12 protein-coding genes are annotated in these 16,795 nt (G+C 32.8%); 2 read left to right on the top strand and 10 right to left on the bottom strand.

Annotation, left to right across the window (positions count from 1 at the left end):
- Window positions 1-43: 43 nt before the first annotated feature.
- The 3 genes from Ccar_RS04475 to Ccar_RS04460 all read right to left on the bottom strand — a co-directional run bounded on the left by Ccar_RS04475 (window position 44) and on the right by Ccar_RS04460 (window position 4,342).
- The gene (locus tag Ccar_RS04475; protein ID WP_007064298.1) at window positions 44-1,537 is read right to left on the bottom strand and encodes a glycine betaine uptake BCCT transporter; all 1,494 of its coding nucleotides are present in this window, start codon (window positions 1,535-1,537) and stop codon (window positions 44-46) included.
- A 150-nt stretch (window positions 1,538-1,687) separates the two neighbouring features.
- The gene (gene grdH, locus Ccar_RS04465) at window positions 1,688-3,001 is read right to left on the bottom strand and encodes a betaine reductase selenoprotein B (RefSeq protein WP_082141586.1); all 1,314 of its coding nucleotides are present in this window, start codon (window positions 2,999-3,001) and stop codon (window positions 1,688-1,690) included.
- 15 nt (window positions 3,002-3,016) lie between these two features.
- Complete coding sequence (locus tag Ccar_RS04460; RefSeq protein WP_007064134.1) at window positions 3,017-4,342, bottom strand: glycine/sarcosine/betaine reductase component B subunit; 1,326 nt, start codon at window positions 4,340-4,342, stop codon at window positions 3,017-3,019.
- A gap of 307 nt (window positions 4,343-4,649) precedes the next feature.
- Between Ccar_RS04460 and Ccar_RS04455 the strand changes: the two genes are divergently transcribed.
- A complete protein-coding gene (locus Ccar_RS04455; protein WP_007064135.1) occupies window positions 4,650-5,315 on the top strand; it encodes a TetR/AcrR family transcriptional regulator in 666 nt (221 codons plus the stop codon).
- A 90-nt stretch (window positions 5,316-5,405) separates the two neighbouring features.
- On the opposite strand, the gene Ccar_RS04450 is transcribed toward Ccar_RS04455, so the two are convergent.
- The 6 genes from Ccar_RS04450 to Ccar_RS04425 form a co-directional block, all read right to left on the bottom strand.
- Window positions 5,406-6,479 carry a 2,3-butanediol dehydrogenase gene (locus tag Ccar_RS04450; protein WP_007064136.1) on the bottom strand — a complete coding sequence of 358 codons (1,074 nt, stop codon included), beginning with the start codon at window positions 6,477-6,479 and terminating at the stop codon, window positions 5,406-5,408.
- Between the two features lie 184 nt (window positions 6,480-6,663).
- Window positions 6,664-8,598 (bottom strand): sigma-54-dependent Fis family transcriptional regulator, encoded by a 1,935-nt coding sequence (locus Ccar_RS04445; RefSeq protein WP_007064137.1) that lies wholly within the window; start codon window positions 8,596-8,598, stop codon window positions 6,664-6,666.
- A gap of 358 nt (window positions 8,599-8,956) precedes the next feature.
- On the bottom strand, window positions 8,957-9,835 hold the full coding sequence (gene rarD, locus Ccar_RS04440) for an EamA family transporter RarD (RefSeq protein WP_007062185.1): 879 nt from the start codon (window positions 9,833-9,835) through the stop codon (window positions 8,957-8,959).
- A 348-nt stretch (window positions 9,836-10,183) separates the two neighbouring features.
- On the bottom strand, window positions 10,184-11,500 hold the full coding sequence (locus Ccar_RS04435) for a pyridoxal phosphate-dependent aminotransferase (RefSeq protein ID WP_007062186.1): 1,317 nt from the start codon (window positions 11,498-11,500) through the stop codon (window positions 10,184-10,186).
- A 219-nt stretch (window positions 11,501-11,719) separates the two neighbouring features.
- The gene (locus tag Ccar_RS04430; RefSeq protein ID WP_007065143.1) at window positions 11,720-12,298 is read right to left on the bottom strand and encodes a hypothetical protein; all 579 of its coding nucleotides are present in this window, start codon (window positions 12,296-12,298) and stop codon (window positions 11,720-11,722) included.
- A 273-nt stretch (window positions 12,299-12,571) separates the two neighbouring features.
- Window positions 12,572-13,279 (bottom strand): FadR/GntR family transcriptional regulator, encoded by a 708-nt coding sequence (locus Ccar_RS04425; RefSeq protein ID WP_007062188.1) that lies wholly within the window; start codon window positions 13,277-13,279, stop codon window positions 12,572-12,574.
- A gap of 350 nt (window positions 13,280-13,629) precedes the next feature.
- Between Ccar_RS04425 and Ccar_RS04420 the strand changes: the two genes are divergently transcribed.
- Window positions 13,630-13,938, top strand: coding sequence for a site-specific integrase (locus Ccar_RS04420; protein ID WP_050759724.1), 309 nt, complete (start codon window positions 13,630-13,632; stop codon window positions 13,936-13,938).
- Window positions 13,939-14,075: 137 nt separating this feature from the next.
- On the opposite strand, the gene ppdK is transcribed toward Ccar_RS04420, so the two are convergent.
- Window positions 14,076-16,709 (bottom strand): pyruvate, phosphate dikinase, encoded by a 2,634-nt coding sequence (gene ppdK, locus Ccar_RS04415; protein WP_007062190.1) that lies wholly within the window; start codon window positions 16,707-16,709, stop codon window positions 14,076-14,078.
- Between the last annotated feature and the right edge of the window lie 86 nt (window positions 16,710-16,795).

Raw genomic sequence — 16,795 nt, 5'->3', positions numbered from 1 at the left:
TCTAATTTTTATTTACCACTTTTTACATACTAATATTTCTTCTTTAAACTTTCTCTTCCTTAAGAGCCTTAAATATGGTATAGCACATAGCGAGCATAATCAGCATGAACGGGAAGGCAGCAGCAATGGAAGCGGTCTGAAGTGTCTTTATCGCAGCAGTACCTCCTACTAGAATAAGCATTATAGTGATACCACCCTGAGCAATTCCCCAGAATCCGCATAATTTTTTACTTGGATTCTCATCTCCTCCAGATGTCAACATGCTCAATACATACGTAGCTGAATTAGCAGCTCCTGCAAAGGATGTAATGATTAGGATAAGTGCCAACGGTGCAGTAATAGCATATAGTGGCATTTGTTGCAATGTTACAAAGAGAGCAGTCGAAATATCGTTTTTAACAGCTGCCGAGATAGCACCGTTTGATATTGCATCTAGATTAAATGCAGCTCCTCCATAGATTGCAAGCCATATGAAGCAGAAACCAGAAGGCAAGAATACTGATGCAAGTATAAATTCACGAATAGTACGGCCTCTGGAAACACGTGCTATAAACTGACCTACAAATCCTGCCCATGCAATATACCACGCTCTGTAGAATACAGGCCAAGCTTTAGTCCATTCAATATTGCCCATCCACATACTCTGTCCGATAAAGTTTTGAAGATAATCACCAAGGGTATGAGTAAAAGTATTTAGTATAAATACCATTCCACCAAATAGGAAAATAAATACCATAAATCCAATTGAAAGCCATATCTTTATGTCAGCAACAGCCTGCAGCCCCTTATGTAGTCCGGATACAGTAGCTAGTGTAAATATCACTGTCATGACTGCGATAACAATAGCAGTAAGACCAGGAGTTGCTTTAATTCCCCAGATATATTGCATTCCTGTTGCAATCTGACCAGCCCCAAGTCCCAAACTAGTAGCTACGCCAAACATAGTCGCAAATACCGCTATTACATCGATAGTTTTGCCAATAGGTCCGCGAATACCCTTCTCACCAAGAATTGGATAGAAAGCTGAGCTGATTAAACATGGAAGACCTTTTCTATACTGGAAATAGCCTAGAGCTAAACCACAAACCCCGTAAATAATCCAAACATGAATACCGAAATCATTAAATACAATTCTCATGGCATCATGCATAGCTTGTGGAGTCCCTGGCTTTGCTACAGGTGGTGCTGCATAATGCATCATTGGTTCAGCAATGGACCAAAAAACCATTCCGATTCCCATTCCCCCTCCAAATAGCATAGTAAACCACTGGAAAGTTGTAAATTCCGGTTTTTCATCATCTTTCCCCAGCTTAATTTTACCGTAACGGCTGAGAGCGATAACAAATATAAATATTGTAAATATAAATACTGATAAAAGATATAGCCAACCAAAATTAGTAGTTAAAAATGATAACACACCATTCGATGTTTTAGCCATTTGAGAAGGCAGGATTATACTAAATGCTACAAATACCAGAGCTATACCTGCAGAGACATACAGAACTGAGCGGTCTTTTGACTTTTGTTCATTTGACATGATTAATTTTCCTCCTTCACAAAACTAATCTAAATAGGTCTCATTCATTTTAACAAGACCTATTTAGTTATATAAAACTCATTTTCTTTTTGTTAAATTGAGCAAGTAATTCTCACAAAATCACAGATTTTGGCTCTCTGTCTAACTGATTTAGATCTTTACTTTAAAAACAGTTTGTTCTTCAATATCAGTTGCAAGAGCGTCTAAAGCTACACCTACTCTGTGATATCTTAATTTCCACTGATGATCTTTAGAATCTGCAGGGTTTCCAAGTGGATATGGAATAGAAATAGTTGGTACTATTCTGTTTGATCCTACTGTTGTTGCTACAGGAATTAAATTACACATTTGAACAACTGGGAATCCGGCTCTTTCAATTTCTTTTACCATTGTTGCACCGCAACGTGTACAAGTTCCTCAGGTGGACGTTAGTACAACTGCGTTTACATTGGCTTCCTTTAAATGTACAATAATTTCTCTTGCCATTCTAGCAGCTTCTCCTTGAGTAGTTCCAGTTCCAACTGTAGAATAGAAATACTCATGAAGCTTGCCTATTTTTCCTTCTTTTTCGTATGCTCTTAAAGCATCCAATGGAACTATTACATTAGGATCTGCATCTGCTGCTGCTGGGTCAAATCCTGCATGGATTGTCTTGAATACTCCACCTTCTAATCTGTCTAACTTTGACACATCATATCTACCCCATCTTGTTGCTGAAGCAGATTGAATTCTATCAGGGTTATCTACAGGAACTATACCTCCAGTTGTTACACAAGCTATAGTTGCCTTACTTAAGTCTTTAATAGCTGGTGCTATTGGAACTCTATCCATTTTAGGAATAGGAAGTTCTGTTTCAAATTTTTCACCGTTTAATTTCTTTATCATCATTTCTACTACTCTATCAGCAGCTGGTTTACCTGATTCAAGCCAAACTTGATGTCTTTTGCCTCTTCCATAGTAGCCTTCTTCTTCTGCAGAAAGAAGTTTTTCACCACTAAGTATTTTATTTCCAAAGTTAGCCATTGCCTTTACATCTTTTCTCATTCTTCCAGCATTATTTCCACCTATAAAGATGTAAACATCTTTTTTGAACATCTCAACACCAGGATTTTCAATGTGCATAGATGATATTACTGGTACATTAAATTTCTCTTTTACTGCTTTACATATAACTCCGCAAGCATTTCCATATCTACCTGCTTGAAATGCAGGTCCTGCAAAGAATATGTCAAATTCTTTTCCCTCTAAAAATCCTAGTATTTTTTCTACTGCTTCTTTTTCATTGGAACCCATAAAGTTATCTCCACATATTATTGTGTGAGTTACTTCAGCATCTTTAAGATCTTTGTTTAATTCCAAAGCTGGTCCAACTAATCCTTCTCTTATTTCTGGTTGAAAATCTGCTTTATCTTCTCCACCTATTTGTCCAAAGAATTGGTTCAAATATAAAATTGCTTTTTTCATCTAAACTGCACCTCCTTAAAAATCTTTCATTGTCTTTGGTGACCAACCAACAGCCTGATCTCCGCAGAACATAGCATTGTTTTCCATAATAATTGAACCATCTTCTCTTACTGAAGGTCCTAATATTTCATCATTTGACCAACCTCCAGACAAACCATCTCTAGCTAAAGATTGTAGTTCGCCTATAACAGTCTCCATTGCAGGTAGTTCTATCAACTCTGAAACGTTTCCAGTAGATACAATAGCATCTGCCTTTATATCTAAAGAAACTAGAGGTTGAGATTCTCCATCTCTTCCTGTACATTCATTAGTAATTCCACAAGTTTTAACTCCAGCATCTTCTAAAGCTACTATACATGCTATGAAGTCTGCATCTGGATTTCCATATCCTTCTTCAGCTACGATGGCTCCATCTGCACCTAAGGATTTAGCCATTTGAGCTACAAATAAAGCTGAACGTTTCTTTTGCTCTAATGCTACATTAAGGTTTGACATTATAACTCCTAAGAAGTTAAGTGTTTTACCATGCTCTGCATAAAGTCTTTTAATAGTTGGATTATTCTGAAAATCATAAGTGGACCACTTTGATGAACATGGCATAAAGCTTCCTGAAATCACAGCTCCATCCAATACTTCATTTGGATGCATAAATGTTGGAACCATATGATTTGCATCCCATCCATAAACTAGATCATTATATCCCATTTCTTCCATTTGTGATTGAGGCTGCATAACAAATACAACACTTGGAAGTTTTTGAACATTTTCAGGCCTTTTCATAATAGGATCTAATTCAAAAGTTTCAATATCTTCAGGCTCTAAATCCTTAACACAGTTTCCTATATATTCGGCCAGTTTATGTCCTGCCCATCTTAAAGCCTTATTTTTCTTCTGCTGCTCATGCTTTTCGAAATCTTCATCTGTATCGCCTACAAGCACTATGTTTTTTAACTGAGAATAGTAAGTGTATTTTGCACCTTCACCACTCATATCTATTAATCCATCTTGGAATCCACCCCAATGCTTACCAACTACAAGCAAGCTGCAATCTTTAAGTGCATGTGTACGACCCTCTCCAACTGGAATTACATCTCCAGTTACACCTGGAAATAATGTAGACCCATCAACCTTAACTCTGCATTCAATAGCTTCCTTTACAGGAACAAGACGAACTTTGTCTCCAGGCTTTACAATTAAGAGATCTGCCTCAGTAATATGTTCATCTTCCAATACATAATCTAAAGCTTCTTTTTTGTTAATTGTTAAAATGCCCTCTTTATAACTTGTTGAGTTGCCAAAAACAATATCCTTAACATGAAAATTTCCAATTTCAAGTTTCATTATTGGACCTCCTCTACCATAAAAAATTATTTTTTAATTGTTGAAATTGTCTAAATAGTACTATTTGAATAAATAGTATCACATCATGTTTGTTTTTTCAATCGTGATTGCTTAATAATCGCGATTGTTTGTTATTAAATTATCAAATTCATTCTATTATAAATTTAAATAAAGCTGAAAAGGATTGCATTGCCTGCATTTGAAGATTTCATGCTATAGAAATTTGAAATACATCCTATAAGATTGAGTAATACACTTACTATATGTTATAATAGAATATATCAATTAAACATTTGTGGAGGACAAAATGGATAAAAGAGAACTAAAAAGGTATAGAAATATGAGTTATTTTATTGATGCTGCTGTTCAGATCATGGATGAGGAAGGAATTGAATTTGTTACCATAAGAAAAGTTGCCGATTTGGCAGGATATAATAGTGCTACACTTTACAACTACTTTGAGAGTCTAGATGAACTTATACTATTTGCCTCAATAAGGCATCTTAAAGAATATATCTTAAACTTAAAAGAATACATAAAATCAGCAAATAACAGCCTTGAAAGGTATTATAAGATATGGGAATGTTTTTGCAGATACTCTTTTTCACGCCCTCAAATATATAACAATATTTTTTTTGGAAAGCACAATAATTCCATATCGCAGATAATTAAAGAGTATTATTCCATTTTTCCTGAAGAACTGGTTGGACAGCTAGAGGAACTAATGCCAATGCTTTTAAGTACTGATTTATATGCAAGGAATTTAGTATTATTATCAAAAATTCAATCAGAGGGTTATTTAAACAAGTCAGATTTAAATGATGTTAATGAAATGACAATACTGCTATATAATGGAATGCTGGTAAAAGTTTTAAATTCAGAAAATCAATTAAAAATAGAGGATGTATCACAAAAAACACTTGGATATATTAAACAAGTTTTAAACTCTTTTATAATACAAAAAAGAGAATAGAAATTTATTCTTAGATTAATAAAAACCGCCGATATAACAATCGGCGGTTTGCTTTTCCCCATAAATACCTGACTAGCAAATATAAAACTCCTATAAAAGTGATTTATCTGGAGTTATAATTATTTTTACATGTGATTTCTTTTCTGGTCCAGTTAAAGCACCAAAGCCTCCTTCTACTATATCATCTAGTAGAATTTTCTTTGTAATATATCCTTCTGCCTTTATTCTTCCATCACTCATTTGTGCAATTGTTGCTGGGAATTCATGTCTATAAGCTAGTGTTCCAACTATTTTCTTTTCAGAGAATACTAAAACATTAGGATTGAAGCTTGTCTCGCCTTCCCAAATACTTGTTATTACCAAAGTTCCTTCAAACTTCAATGAGTCAAGTCCAGTATCAAAACCTATCTTAGCGCCCGTAGTTTCAAAAGCCACATCAACACCAACTCCACCTGTAAGCTTTTTAACCTCTTCAGCTATATTAACTTCATTTGGATCTAGAACTACGTCTGCACCAGCTCTTTTTGCATATTCCTGTCTTACTGATTTTCTCTGTAAAACAACTACAAGTTTAGCACCAGCTGCTTTTAAACATTCGATAGTTGCAAGTCCTATTGGACCTGATCCTAATACTAGAGCTGTATCTCCAGTTTTAAAATTAGCAATTCTTATTGAATGAAGTGCTACTGCCATAGGTTCTATTAATGCAGCTTGTTCATAAGACATATTATCTGGAATTTTATGAATAAATTCTTCTGGGAATACAGTATATTCTGCAAATCCACCACCGCTTCCACAAAGTCCATGGAAACCTAGAGATGAGCAAAGATTATATTTTCCTTCTCTGCATGCTGGACATTTACCACAAGCTACAATTGGTTCAACAACTACTCTATCTCCAACATTAAAATTTGTAACTCCTTCACCTATTTCCACAACTTCGCCTGAGAATTCATGCCCTAAAACTACAGGAGCTGTATTACCACTTAGAGGATGAGGTTGTCCTACTGGAATAAATATAGGGCCTCCTAAATATTCATGTAAGTCAGAACCACAAATTCCACACCATTTAACCTTAATTTTTACTGATCCCTTTACTACCTTTGGTTCTTCAATTTCTTCAACTCTAACATCTTTCTTATCATACCATAATGCTGCTTTCATAATAATACCTCCAAATTCAATATAATTGTTAATTCATTCACAGATATATTTAGCAAATATCATGCCAAAATAAAAAGAGCTTATTATCAAGCTCTTTTTATTCCAAGTGTATCATATTGACACATTTAAAACTGTGTCATATTGACAGGTAAAAATTGTTTTTCCCATTTTGGCACACTTTTATTTAACCATTGTTAATATTGTATCTTTTTATTTTTCTGTACAAGGTAGATCGGCCTATATTTAAATAATTTGCAGCTTTTACTATGTTACCCTCGCAAATCCTAATGGCATTTTCAATAGTTTCTTTTTCTAATATTTGCATTGGAATAATACTTGATTCTCTTTTATCCTGTACATCCACATCCTTAATAGATGTCATCTCTTCTTCATTATAGGAAGTAACAAAATACTCATCACTTAAATAATAATCTCTCTCTACTATATTTCTAAGTTCTCTTACGTTACCTGGCCAATTATACTTTTTTAATTTATCTAAATAACTTTTATTTACTTTCTTATGTTGATCCTTACTTTTAGCATTTAAAATTTCTACAAAATACTTAACTAGCACATCTATATCTTCTTTTCTTTCATTTAAAGGTATTGTTTTTACACTCATCACATTTAATCTATAATAAAGATCTTCCCTAAAATTCTTCCTTTTTATTTCTTCTTTTAGGTTTCTATTAGTAGCACCTACCACCCTTATATCCAATTGTTTTTCATAGGTTCCACCAACTCTTATAATCTTATTATTATCCAATACTCTTAGTAATTTGCTTTGTATATCTAAAGGCAGCTCTCCAATTTCATCTAAAAATATTGTACCTCCATTTGCAATTTCAAATTTTCCAGGATGACCTTCCTTAGAAGCCCCAGTAAAAGCTCCTTTTTCATATCCAAAGAGTTCACTTTCCACTAACTCTCTAGGTATAGAAGCACAATTTACAGCAACAAAAGGTCCTTCTCTTCTTTCACTATAATTATGAATGGATTGAGCTATGAGTTCCTTACCTGTACCACTTTCTCCTTCAATGAGAACATTGCTGTGACTTCTAGCTATTTTTTTACCAAAGTTTATTATATCTTTCATTCTTTCATTTTCAGTTATAAAATCATTAAAATTATAAGAAGCACTGTAGCCAATTACTTTAGTTACTAATTTATGAACATCCTGCACTTCTCTAAAGGTTATAACTATTCCTATAACCTTATCTGTTACTTTCATTGGTACAGCATTTATGATGCACTTCACTCTTTTCGTATTTATATAAAAATCACACTCTACATTATTATAAGATGTAATATTTTTACCTATTATTTCACTAAAGTTCACACTACTCATCAACTGTTTAATATTCATTTTCACTATTTCTTTATAACTTATCTCCAATATTTCAACAGCTCTATCATTTACTCTTTTGATATTTAATTTTTCATCTATAACAATCATACCTTCACATATAGAATCAAAAGTAATATTCATAAGATTATTTGAAATAGTCAGTGCCATCTGCTTTTCTATTAACTGAGCTGCAGATGTAACCATAGCAAGCGTATGGGAATGAGCACTATGAACATTTCCTGACATATTAATAAATCCTATTATATTACCTTCTTCATCATGAATAGGTGAACAAGAGCAAGTCCAACTGTGTTGATGTATTCCAAAATGTTCAGCTCCTATAGTTTGCACTGGCTTATCCAAAAATAGTGCTGTTCCAATTGCATTAGTCCCCACAACATTTTCTGTCCAAAGCTGTCCTTTAACAAAGTTCAGCTCATCTGCCATCTTCATAATGTCATCATCACCAATTATGTCCATTATATATCCATCCTTATCAGCAAGCATTATGGCAAAGCCTGAGCCTTGAACAATGTTGTATATATTCTCAATTATAGGATGCGCCACTGAAATTAATTGTGCATTTTCTTCAACCTTTAATTTTTCTGAGGCCTTATGTTTATCATTTCCCTTTCCATCCATAGGATTTACTTCATAGCCCATACACCTTTTCCACGACTCTGCTATTTCCCATCTTACCTTAGGATTTATATATCCATTATTAATAAATTCATTCCAAGCACAAGTTATAAATTCTTCATAATTTTCCATATCATTCACCTCATATTGAATACATACAATTTTACACTCTGTGTTAATTATTCAACTTTCACAGTTTAAAAATATTGCCAATCAATATTTTTAGAGGACAATTGACAGAGGACAGAGGACAATGAAGGTGAGTTTTCCTCCTTACGTCAGAAAACTAATTTATTTTAAGCTTATTTAGCTAAAGCAAAACAAGCTTCGAATTTATATAAGTCAGCAATATTTCGCTTTAGCGAAATGAACCATTAAAAATTTAATTAAAGATTTTTCGTAGCAAAGCGGAGAAAAATCATCCTTCACTGTCCTCTGTCAATTGTCCTCTGTCCTCTGAAAAAGTTTAGTTAATTAATCTTATAGCTTGTCAATTTTTATTTAAACTTATTTGTGAAAGAGAATACATTACTAGTGCTGACCATATGAATACAAAGCTTACCATATCTATACTTGTAAAACCTTCATGATACATAAAAATTCCAATAAACAAGCTTATGGTTGGTGAAATGTATTGTGTAAATCCAATCACTGACAAAGGTAGTCTTCTTGCTGCACTTGCAAAAAGCAGCAGTGGAACAGCTGTAACTATACCAGACCCTATAAGTAGAAAGATTACTACTGCACTTTCTCTCCCAAAAGCACCTACCCCACTAAATTGCCTTGATGCTATGTATACTGCTGCAATTGGAGTAATCATGGTTGTCTCTAATGTTAACCCAACTATGGAATTAGCTTTAACAAACTTCTTCATTGCACCATATAACCCAAAGGAAATAGCTAGTCCTAATGAAATCCATGGAATTTTACCATATTGCAATGTTTTAATTATAACTCCAAAAAAAGCAGTAGAAAGGGCAATTCCCTGCCACAAACTCAACTTTTCCTTGAAAATAACCACTCCTAGAGCTACTGCAACCAATGGATTAATGTAATATCCTAAGCTTGCATCAATAATCCTATTTGAGTTAACAGCCCAAATGTATAATCCCCAATTAAAAGCAATGAGAATAGATGCAATAAAGATATAAAGCATTTGCTTCTTATCCTTGGCTATACGCTTTAACTCTCCCCATTGTTTAGTTGCTGCAATAATTGCAACTGTAAATACAAAAGCCCATACAATTCTGTTGGATAAAATCTCTATTGGAAATACACCATCTATCAACTTCCAATATATAGTCAAAACACCCCATAATGTATACGCTGCAACTGCATATATCACACCAACTGTCTTTTCGTTACGCATTTATCTTCCCCCCTTTTTCATATGTTTTCTACCTTTAAAAGTATATATACTACTATCAATCTTTTCTGACAGCTTTCACTATTAGCTTCTGTTTGTCAAACCTTTTTTCCATTATACACTAAATTTCTTTTTTTTCATAAGTTATTATTTTCTACTTATAATTCATAAGCTAATATTTATACATTAAATATGTAAAGTTTTTGTATAAATATTAGATTTTAAATTATAAATTATAATTTTCTATATTATTTTTTATACAGTTATCTTTTAAATTTTCTGAACACCAAAAATTCCCTCAGACTTAACTTAGTCTGAGGGAAAAACATGTTTTTTTATTTATATGTTATATTAACGGCTTGCTTCGTACTGTCTTAAAAGTTTAACAAATAACTCAGGAACCTTCATCATGTCTTCAGGAGTTCCTACGAATGAAATACGGAACTGAGTGCTTCCTGGATTATTCTCTCCTGCTGGAATATCATAGAATCCTTTTAAAGGTGCTACTAGAAGAGTTGTTTGAACTCCATTGCAATCTACAGCTCCTTTTTGTGCACAGTAAAGAACAAAGTCAATTGCATCAAATCCTGGTTTTACAACGTTTCTAACGTCAATTACTGAGTATATAGATGCATCAGGACTGGAAACGATTAAGCCTGGTTCTTGCTCTTTCAAACCATTATATACTTTGAATATAATGTCTTTATAGTATTCACGAAGACTCTTGCACCATCCAATAATACTTTCCTTGCTTTCATGTGCCAATGCTCCAAATATGTACTGACCGATTACGTTAGCACAAAGGTTTGCAGTATATTCGGCTATTGAACGATTATTGTATTCTGGATTATCAGTAATTACAGCACCGATTCTTAAACCGCAGGCATTCCATACCTTTGATGTTGTCTCTAAACTTATTCTTCTTCCCTCTATACCAGGTACATCTGCATCAGTAATTCCCCAGATACTTACTAGGCTGTTGTCACCTGTATAGTATAGTTCACGATAAGCTTCATCACTAACCATCCACATATTGTATTTTACGCATAATGCAGCAAGTCCTTTAAGTGTTTCATAGTCATAAAGCTGTCCTGTAGGATTATCATAAGGTATAACAAGAAGTGCTCCAGGATTATTCTTTTTAATAGTTTGCTCAATTTCATCAAGCTTTGGAAGACTAAACTTGCCATCTTCACCTAAACTACGTTTTACTGTAACAGTTTTACGTCCTATTCTTTCTGCAAAAGAAATATAGTTTGTGTATGCTGGGTCTATCATCATAAAAGGCTTTTCATCAGTACCTGCAGGTCCGCAAACACCAAGTAATACTAATTCCATACCACTTGATCCGCCGTCTGTTACTTGAACTAATAATTTACTAGTATCAAAGCCTTCACATGAAAGAATATTTTTAAATGCATTCTGGCATTCTTCAAAACCAGCAGTTCCTGAATATCTTACAACACCCTTTGCAAATGGGCTTTCAGGAGCATTAAGTGCAAACATTCTTTTCTGCATAGCAGGATTTGTTGGAAGTGAAACATTTCCAATACCTACATTTATTACAGCTTCAGGTTTAACCTCACGCTCATCATACTTCATTTGTGCCAATCTGACATCTGATGGTGTTCTTGATTCAAAATGTGCTGATAAAACTGGTTTATTCATAACAATCCCCTCCTAAAAATATAAATATAATTTACAGAATATATGATACATATTTATACTAACATTTTAATCAAATTATTGCAATCTTATACCAAAAACAATTTATAAAAAAAGAAGGGACTGTGGCACTAAAAAATTAGTGCGACAGTTTTTTGAGCAAAAAGTAATGCCCCTACTGAGAATAATGAAAGATTTATAGTAAAATTAACATATATAAAATTAGATATTTTTTCTTAACATCTCAGATAATTCATCGAAATTTTTTTTAGCTATTATACCCTTATTTTTAAGATGTTGTATCTTTTCTTTAGGTTGGCCTCCATTTTCTTCAAAATCAATTAATGCTTCTTTAATTGATTTTTTAAGGAGCGGAATTACATTAATTATTCGTTTTATTCCATAAACATATTCATCATCATAAAGTCTAAAACTTTCAAACAATCCTGATGTCAACCTACCATCGGAAAATATATAAATATATCTATCCCTCATATCATCAGATAAATCAACTTCAATTTTATGTCTATATAATCTAAATGTAACTCCCTCCTTCTCTACAAATACTGGAAATAACATAGAAAAAAGGAATACTATTTCTTCTTCTTCATCAATTAATCCTGAAAAATCACTTTCATTTAACTCTGCCATAATCTCATCAGTAAAAATACAGTCTTTTATTCTATTTCCTAATTTAATCCTAAATTTTCTTTCTTTCTCATCCCGTAGTAAATTATCAATTGAACTCAATAATCTACTAATTGAATTTTTATTTTCTGATAAATTTTTATCATTCTCCATATTTATACTCATTCCCTTCGATATGCTCATTGTACAGAACTTGTTAAATGTTAATCTCTTAACTGATTCATTCTTTTTTCAACCATAATAGTTATCAAGTTTTATAAGCAACTCTTTTATCCGATCGCTACCATTGCTAATATCCCCATCTTTTTCAAGTTGTGGATAAGCACTGCTACGCGCCTGGATAAGTTCTTCTAAGACTCAGATGTAGAGAGGTATTCCTCACAGGCAAACTCCACCTGAGTCTAAGAATCACTTGATTCTTCAGTATCATTTATTTTTGATTATTTTACTAATATAACCATCTGTATATTCCAGATGCTTTAGCATAGCCATAGATGCAGCCGCAGAATCATGCTTTTTTATAGCTTGAATTATATCTTCATGTTGTTTTTTAAGTATATTTTTATTCTCTACATTTCGAAACATATTAGTTAACACATTTTCAATATATGTTTCTACCAAAGTTGATGCTGCAAACATCATAGTAGAAACCAAGTAATTTCCCGATGCCTGAACAATTTTATAATGCATTTTTTTATCTAGTTCTGCACATTCCTCTTCATTCTCTGTGATATTTAATAAATTAACTAGTTCTTCTATTTCTTTAAGCTGCTTATCATTTATGTTTTTTGCTGCTAATGCTGCCATTCCAGGTTCAGTAAACTTTCTTAAATCTAAAATTTCATCTGTTTTGCTTCCATGAAGCATAAATGTCATGGAAAGTGGTTCAAGCAAACTATCTTCAAAACTGTCTTTTATAAAATTTCCTTCACCTATTTTGCATTTAATAATTCCTAATATTTCTAAAACCCTTAAAGCTTCCCTTACCGATGTTCTGCTCACATTAAGTTGTTCACACAACTCTCTTTCAGAAGGTAATTTATCTCCACATGTCAATTCACCTTTTTCTATTAAATCTTTAATCTTTTCTATTACCTTTTCATATACCTTGGTATTATTTGTTTTATTAAGCATTCAAAATTTCCTCCAAAATAAAATACTTTTAGCTTTTTATCTTATTATTATAATTTTTACGCACGAGTGGTTATACCGGTCATACCACTTTAAATATTAATGCTAGTCTACCACTTTTTTTAATGCATTGCAATGATATATTTTTTTATTTATTGCAATATGCTGCAAAACGTGATAAACTAACTTCAAATAAATAATTGGTATGACCGGTACGACCTTTAACAATAAAACTATTAAAAAAAATTTCAAACAAAACGTTGATAAACTATTTGCTTTATATTGAAAGGACAATTTTTAAAAACAAAAATAACTCGGACATATAATGTTTGTTCACAATGGAGGTAATATACGTGTTAGAAAAATTTGAAAACTATCTATTATATAAAGAACATAAAAGTTTTAGTACAATTAAAACATATTCAAGGTGTATACAAAAATTTATTGATTGGTACTATATCAGCAGTGGTAAAAAGCTTTTGAAATTAAATATGGAGATAATTAATAATTATAAAGACTATTTAGTATTCATAAAAAAAAGAAAACAAACAACCCTAAATGTTGAACTTTCCGCATTGACCAAGTTTAATAGTTTTTTCTGCTATAAAAATGCACCTAAAAATTATATTCCAAGTAAAAAGCATAAAATCTTAGATTACTAAATATAAATAAGGTATTGCAGTTTAAATCAACAATGATTTAAATTTACAATACCCTATATTTTTTATAATACATATAGTATTAAATGTCCATTTTTTAAAGTTCTTTAATCCATGCTTGTAATACTGGATTTATTACTCTACAATCTTGGATTTTTCACCTGAGCTTGTGCTGCTGCAAGTCTTGCTATTGGAACTCTAAATGGTGAACAAGACACATAGTCTAATCCAACATTATGGCAAAATTCTATAGAAGATGGATCTCCACCATGTTCTCCACATATTCCAAGATGGATATCTGGCCTTGTTTGTTTTCCAAGTCCTACTGCCATCTTAACAAGTTTACCTACACCTATTTGATCTAATTTTTGGAATGGATCAAATTCATATATCTTTTTATCATAGTAGTCTCCTAAGAACTTACCAGCATCATCTCTTGAAAAACCAAAGGTCATTTGAGTTAAATCATTTGTTCCAAAGGAGAAGAATTCAGCTTCTTTAGCTATTTCATCTGCTGTAATAGCCGCTCTTGGTATTTCTATCATGGTACCTACTAAATATTTTAAATCTATTTTCTCACTGGCAATTACTTCTTCAGCAACTCTTACAACTATATCTTTTACAAATTTTAATTCTTTTATTTCTCCAACAAGAGGTATCATTATTTCTGGCACTATATCATAGCCTTTTCTTTTCTTAACATCTATAGCTGCTTCTATTATAGCTCTTGCCTGCATCTCCGCTATCTCAGGATATGATACAGGAAGACGACAGCCTCTATGACCCATCATAGGATTAACTTCATGTAAGGATTCAATTGTTGCTTTTAAGCTTTCAAACTCCAATTTCATTTCCTTAGCTAAATCTCTTATATCTTCATCTTCTTGAGGCAAGAATTCATGAAGTGGTGGATCCAATAACCTTATATTTACCGGTTTGCCTTCCATAGCCTCATAAATTCCTATAAAATCTTCTCTCTGCACTGGAAGCAATTTATTAAGTGCTTTTCTTCTCTGCATTTCTGTTTCTGAAACTATCATTTCTCTAACTTTTGGTATTCTATCTTCATCAAAAAACATATGTTCAGTTCTACAAAGTCCTATACCTTCTGCTCCAAAATTAACAGCATTTTCAGCATCTCTAGGAGTGTCCGCATTGGTTCTAATCTTTAGTATTCTTATTTCATCAGCCCAAATCATAAAGGTTTTAAAGTCTCCGCTTATTTCATTGCCAGTAGTTTTGATAGCTTGACCATAAACATTTCCTGTACTGCCATCTAAGGATATATAATCCCCTTCGTTATATAGCTTTCCACTTAGTTCAAAGGTCTTATCTACTTCATTTATTTTTAAATCAGCACATCCAGCTATGCAGCAAGTTCCCATTCCTCTTGCAACAACTGCAGCATGAGAAGTCATTCCTCCTCTTGCTGTAAGTATACCTTCAGCTGCTACCATTCCTTCTATATCTTCTGGCGATGTTTCAAGTCTTACAAGTACTACCTTTTCACCTTCTTCATGATGTCTCTTAGCATCCTCTGCAGTAAAATAAACCTTACCACAAGCAGCACCTGGTGAAGCAGGTAAACCCTTTCCTATAATCTCAGTATTTTTTAATTCATTTTGATCAAAACTAGGATGTAAAAGGGAATCTAGCTGCTTAGGCTCAACCTTTAATATTGCTTCTTTCTTTGTAATAAGACCTTCTGCTACTAGGTCCACAGCAATCTTTAATGCAGCTTGAGCCGTTCTCTTTCCATTTCTAGTTTGAAGGAAATATAGTTTTCCTTGTTCAATGGTAAACTCCATATCCTGCATATCTTTATAGTGATTTTCCAAGGTTCCTGCTATTTCCATAAACTGTTTATAACATTCTGGTAAATCCTGTTCTAATTTTGATATTGGCTGAGGAGTTCTTATACCTGCAACTACATCTTCTCCCTGTGCATTTATTAAATATTCACCAAATACAGCCTTTTCTCCAGTAGCAGGATTTCTTGTAAATGCAACTCCTGTTCCTGAAGTTTCTCCCATATTGCCAAATACCATTGATTGAACATTGACAGCCGTTCCCCATTCTCTTGGAATATCATTTAGTCTTCTATAAACTATAGCTCTAGGATTGTCCCATGACCTAAATACAGCTGTTATGGCTTCTAATAACTGTTCCTTTGGATTCTGTGGAAAATTCACTCCCATTTCTTTCTTATATAAATCTTTATATTTATTAACAACATCTTTTAAATCTGCTGCAGTTAATTCATTATCAAATTTAGCTCCTTTAAGTGCTTTAACTTCATCAAGAATATCTTCAAATTTTCTCTTTTCAATCCCCATAACAACATCAGAAAACATTTGAATGAATCTTCTATATGAATCATAAGCAAATCTATCATTTCCTGTTAGCTTACTTAAGCCTTCCACAGTTTCATCATTTAATCCCAAGTTTAATATTGTATCCATCATTCCCGGCATAGAAACTCTAGCTCCAGATCTAACTGAAACAAGTAAAGGATTATGTACACTTCCAAACTTTTTACCAGTTGTTTCTTCAATCTTAATAAGTGCTTCATAAACTTGATTCATTACTTCTTCTGATAACTTTTTGTCATCCTCATAATACTTTGTACAAGCTTCTGTAGACAATGTAAAGCCTTCTGGAACAGGCATTCCTAAATTCTTCATCTCGGCAAGATTTGCCCCTTTCCCGCCAAGTAAATTTCTCATATTTGCATTTCCTTCGTTAAAAAGATATACGTATTTTCTAGTTTCCATACAAATAGTAACCCCCTAATGTAAATACTTTATTTTTCAATATGTGCTATACGTTTTATTATATGTTATATACTATATAACAAAAA

Source organism: Clostridium carboxidivorans P7 (assembly GCF_001038625.1).
Classification (GTDB): domain Bacteria; phylum Bacillota; class Clostridia; order Clostridiales; family Clostridiaceae; genus Clostridium_AM; species Clostridium_AM carboxidivorans.
Note: the sequence above shows the minus strand (reverse complement) of the source record. Positions and strands in the feature narration are given on the sequence as shown.

Bases quoted from the DNA above. Each gene is read 5' to 3' on its own strand.
- Ccar_RS04475 (WP_007064298.1), bottom strand. From the start codon at position 1,537: ATGTCAAATGAACAAAAGTCAAAAGACCGCTCAGTTCTGTATGTCTCT.
- Ccar_RS04460 (WP_007064134.1), bottom strand. From the start codon at position 4,342: ATGAAACTTGAAATTGGAAATTTTCATGTTAAGGATATTGTTTTTGGC.
- Ccar_RS04455 (WP_007064135.1), top strand. From the start codon at position 4,650: ATGGATAAAAGAGAACTAAAAAGGTATAGAAATATGAGTTATTTTATT.
- Ccar_RS04450 (WP_007064136.1), bottom strand. From the start codon at position 6,479: ATGAAAGCAGCATTATGGTATGATAAGAAAGATGTTAGAGTTGAAGAA.
- Ccar_RS04445 (WP_007064137.1), bottom strand. From the start codon at position 8,598: ATGGAAAATTATGAAGAATTTATAACTTGTGCTTGGAATGAATTTATT.
- rarD (WP_007062185.1), bottom strand. From the start codon at position 9,835: ATGCGTAACGAAAAGACAGTTGGTGTGATATATGCAGTTGCAGCGTAT.
- Ccar_RS04435 (WP_007062186.1), bottom strand. From the start codon at position 11,500: ATGAATAAACCAGTTTTATCAGCACATTTTGAATCAAGAACACCATCA.
- Ccar_RS04430 (WP_007065143.1), bottom strand. From the start codon at position 12,298: ATGGAGAATGATAAAAATTTATCAGAAAATAAAAATTCAATTAGTAGA.
- Ccar_RS04425 (WP_007062188.1), bottom strand. From the start codon at position 13,279: ATGCTTAATAAAACAAATAATACCAAGGTATATGAAAAGGTAATAGAA.
- ppdK (WP_007062190.1), bottom strand. From the start codon at position 16,709: ATGGAAACTAGAAAATACGTATATCTTTTTAACGAAGGAAATGCAAAT.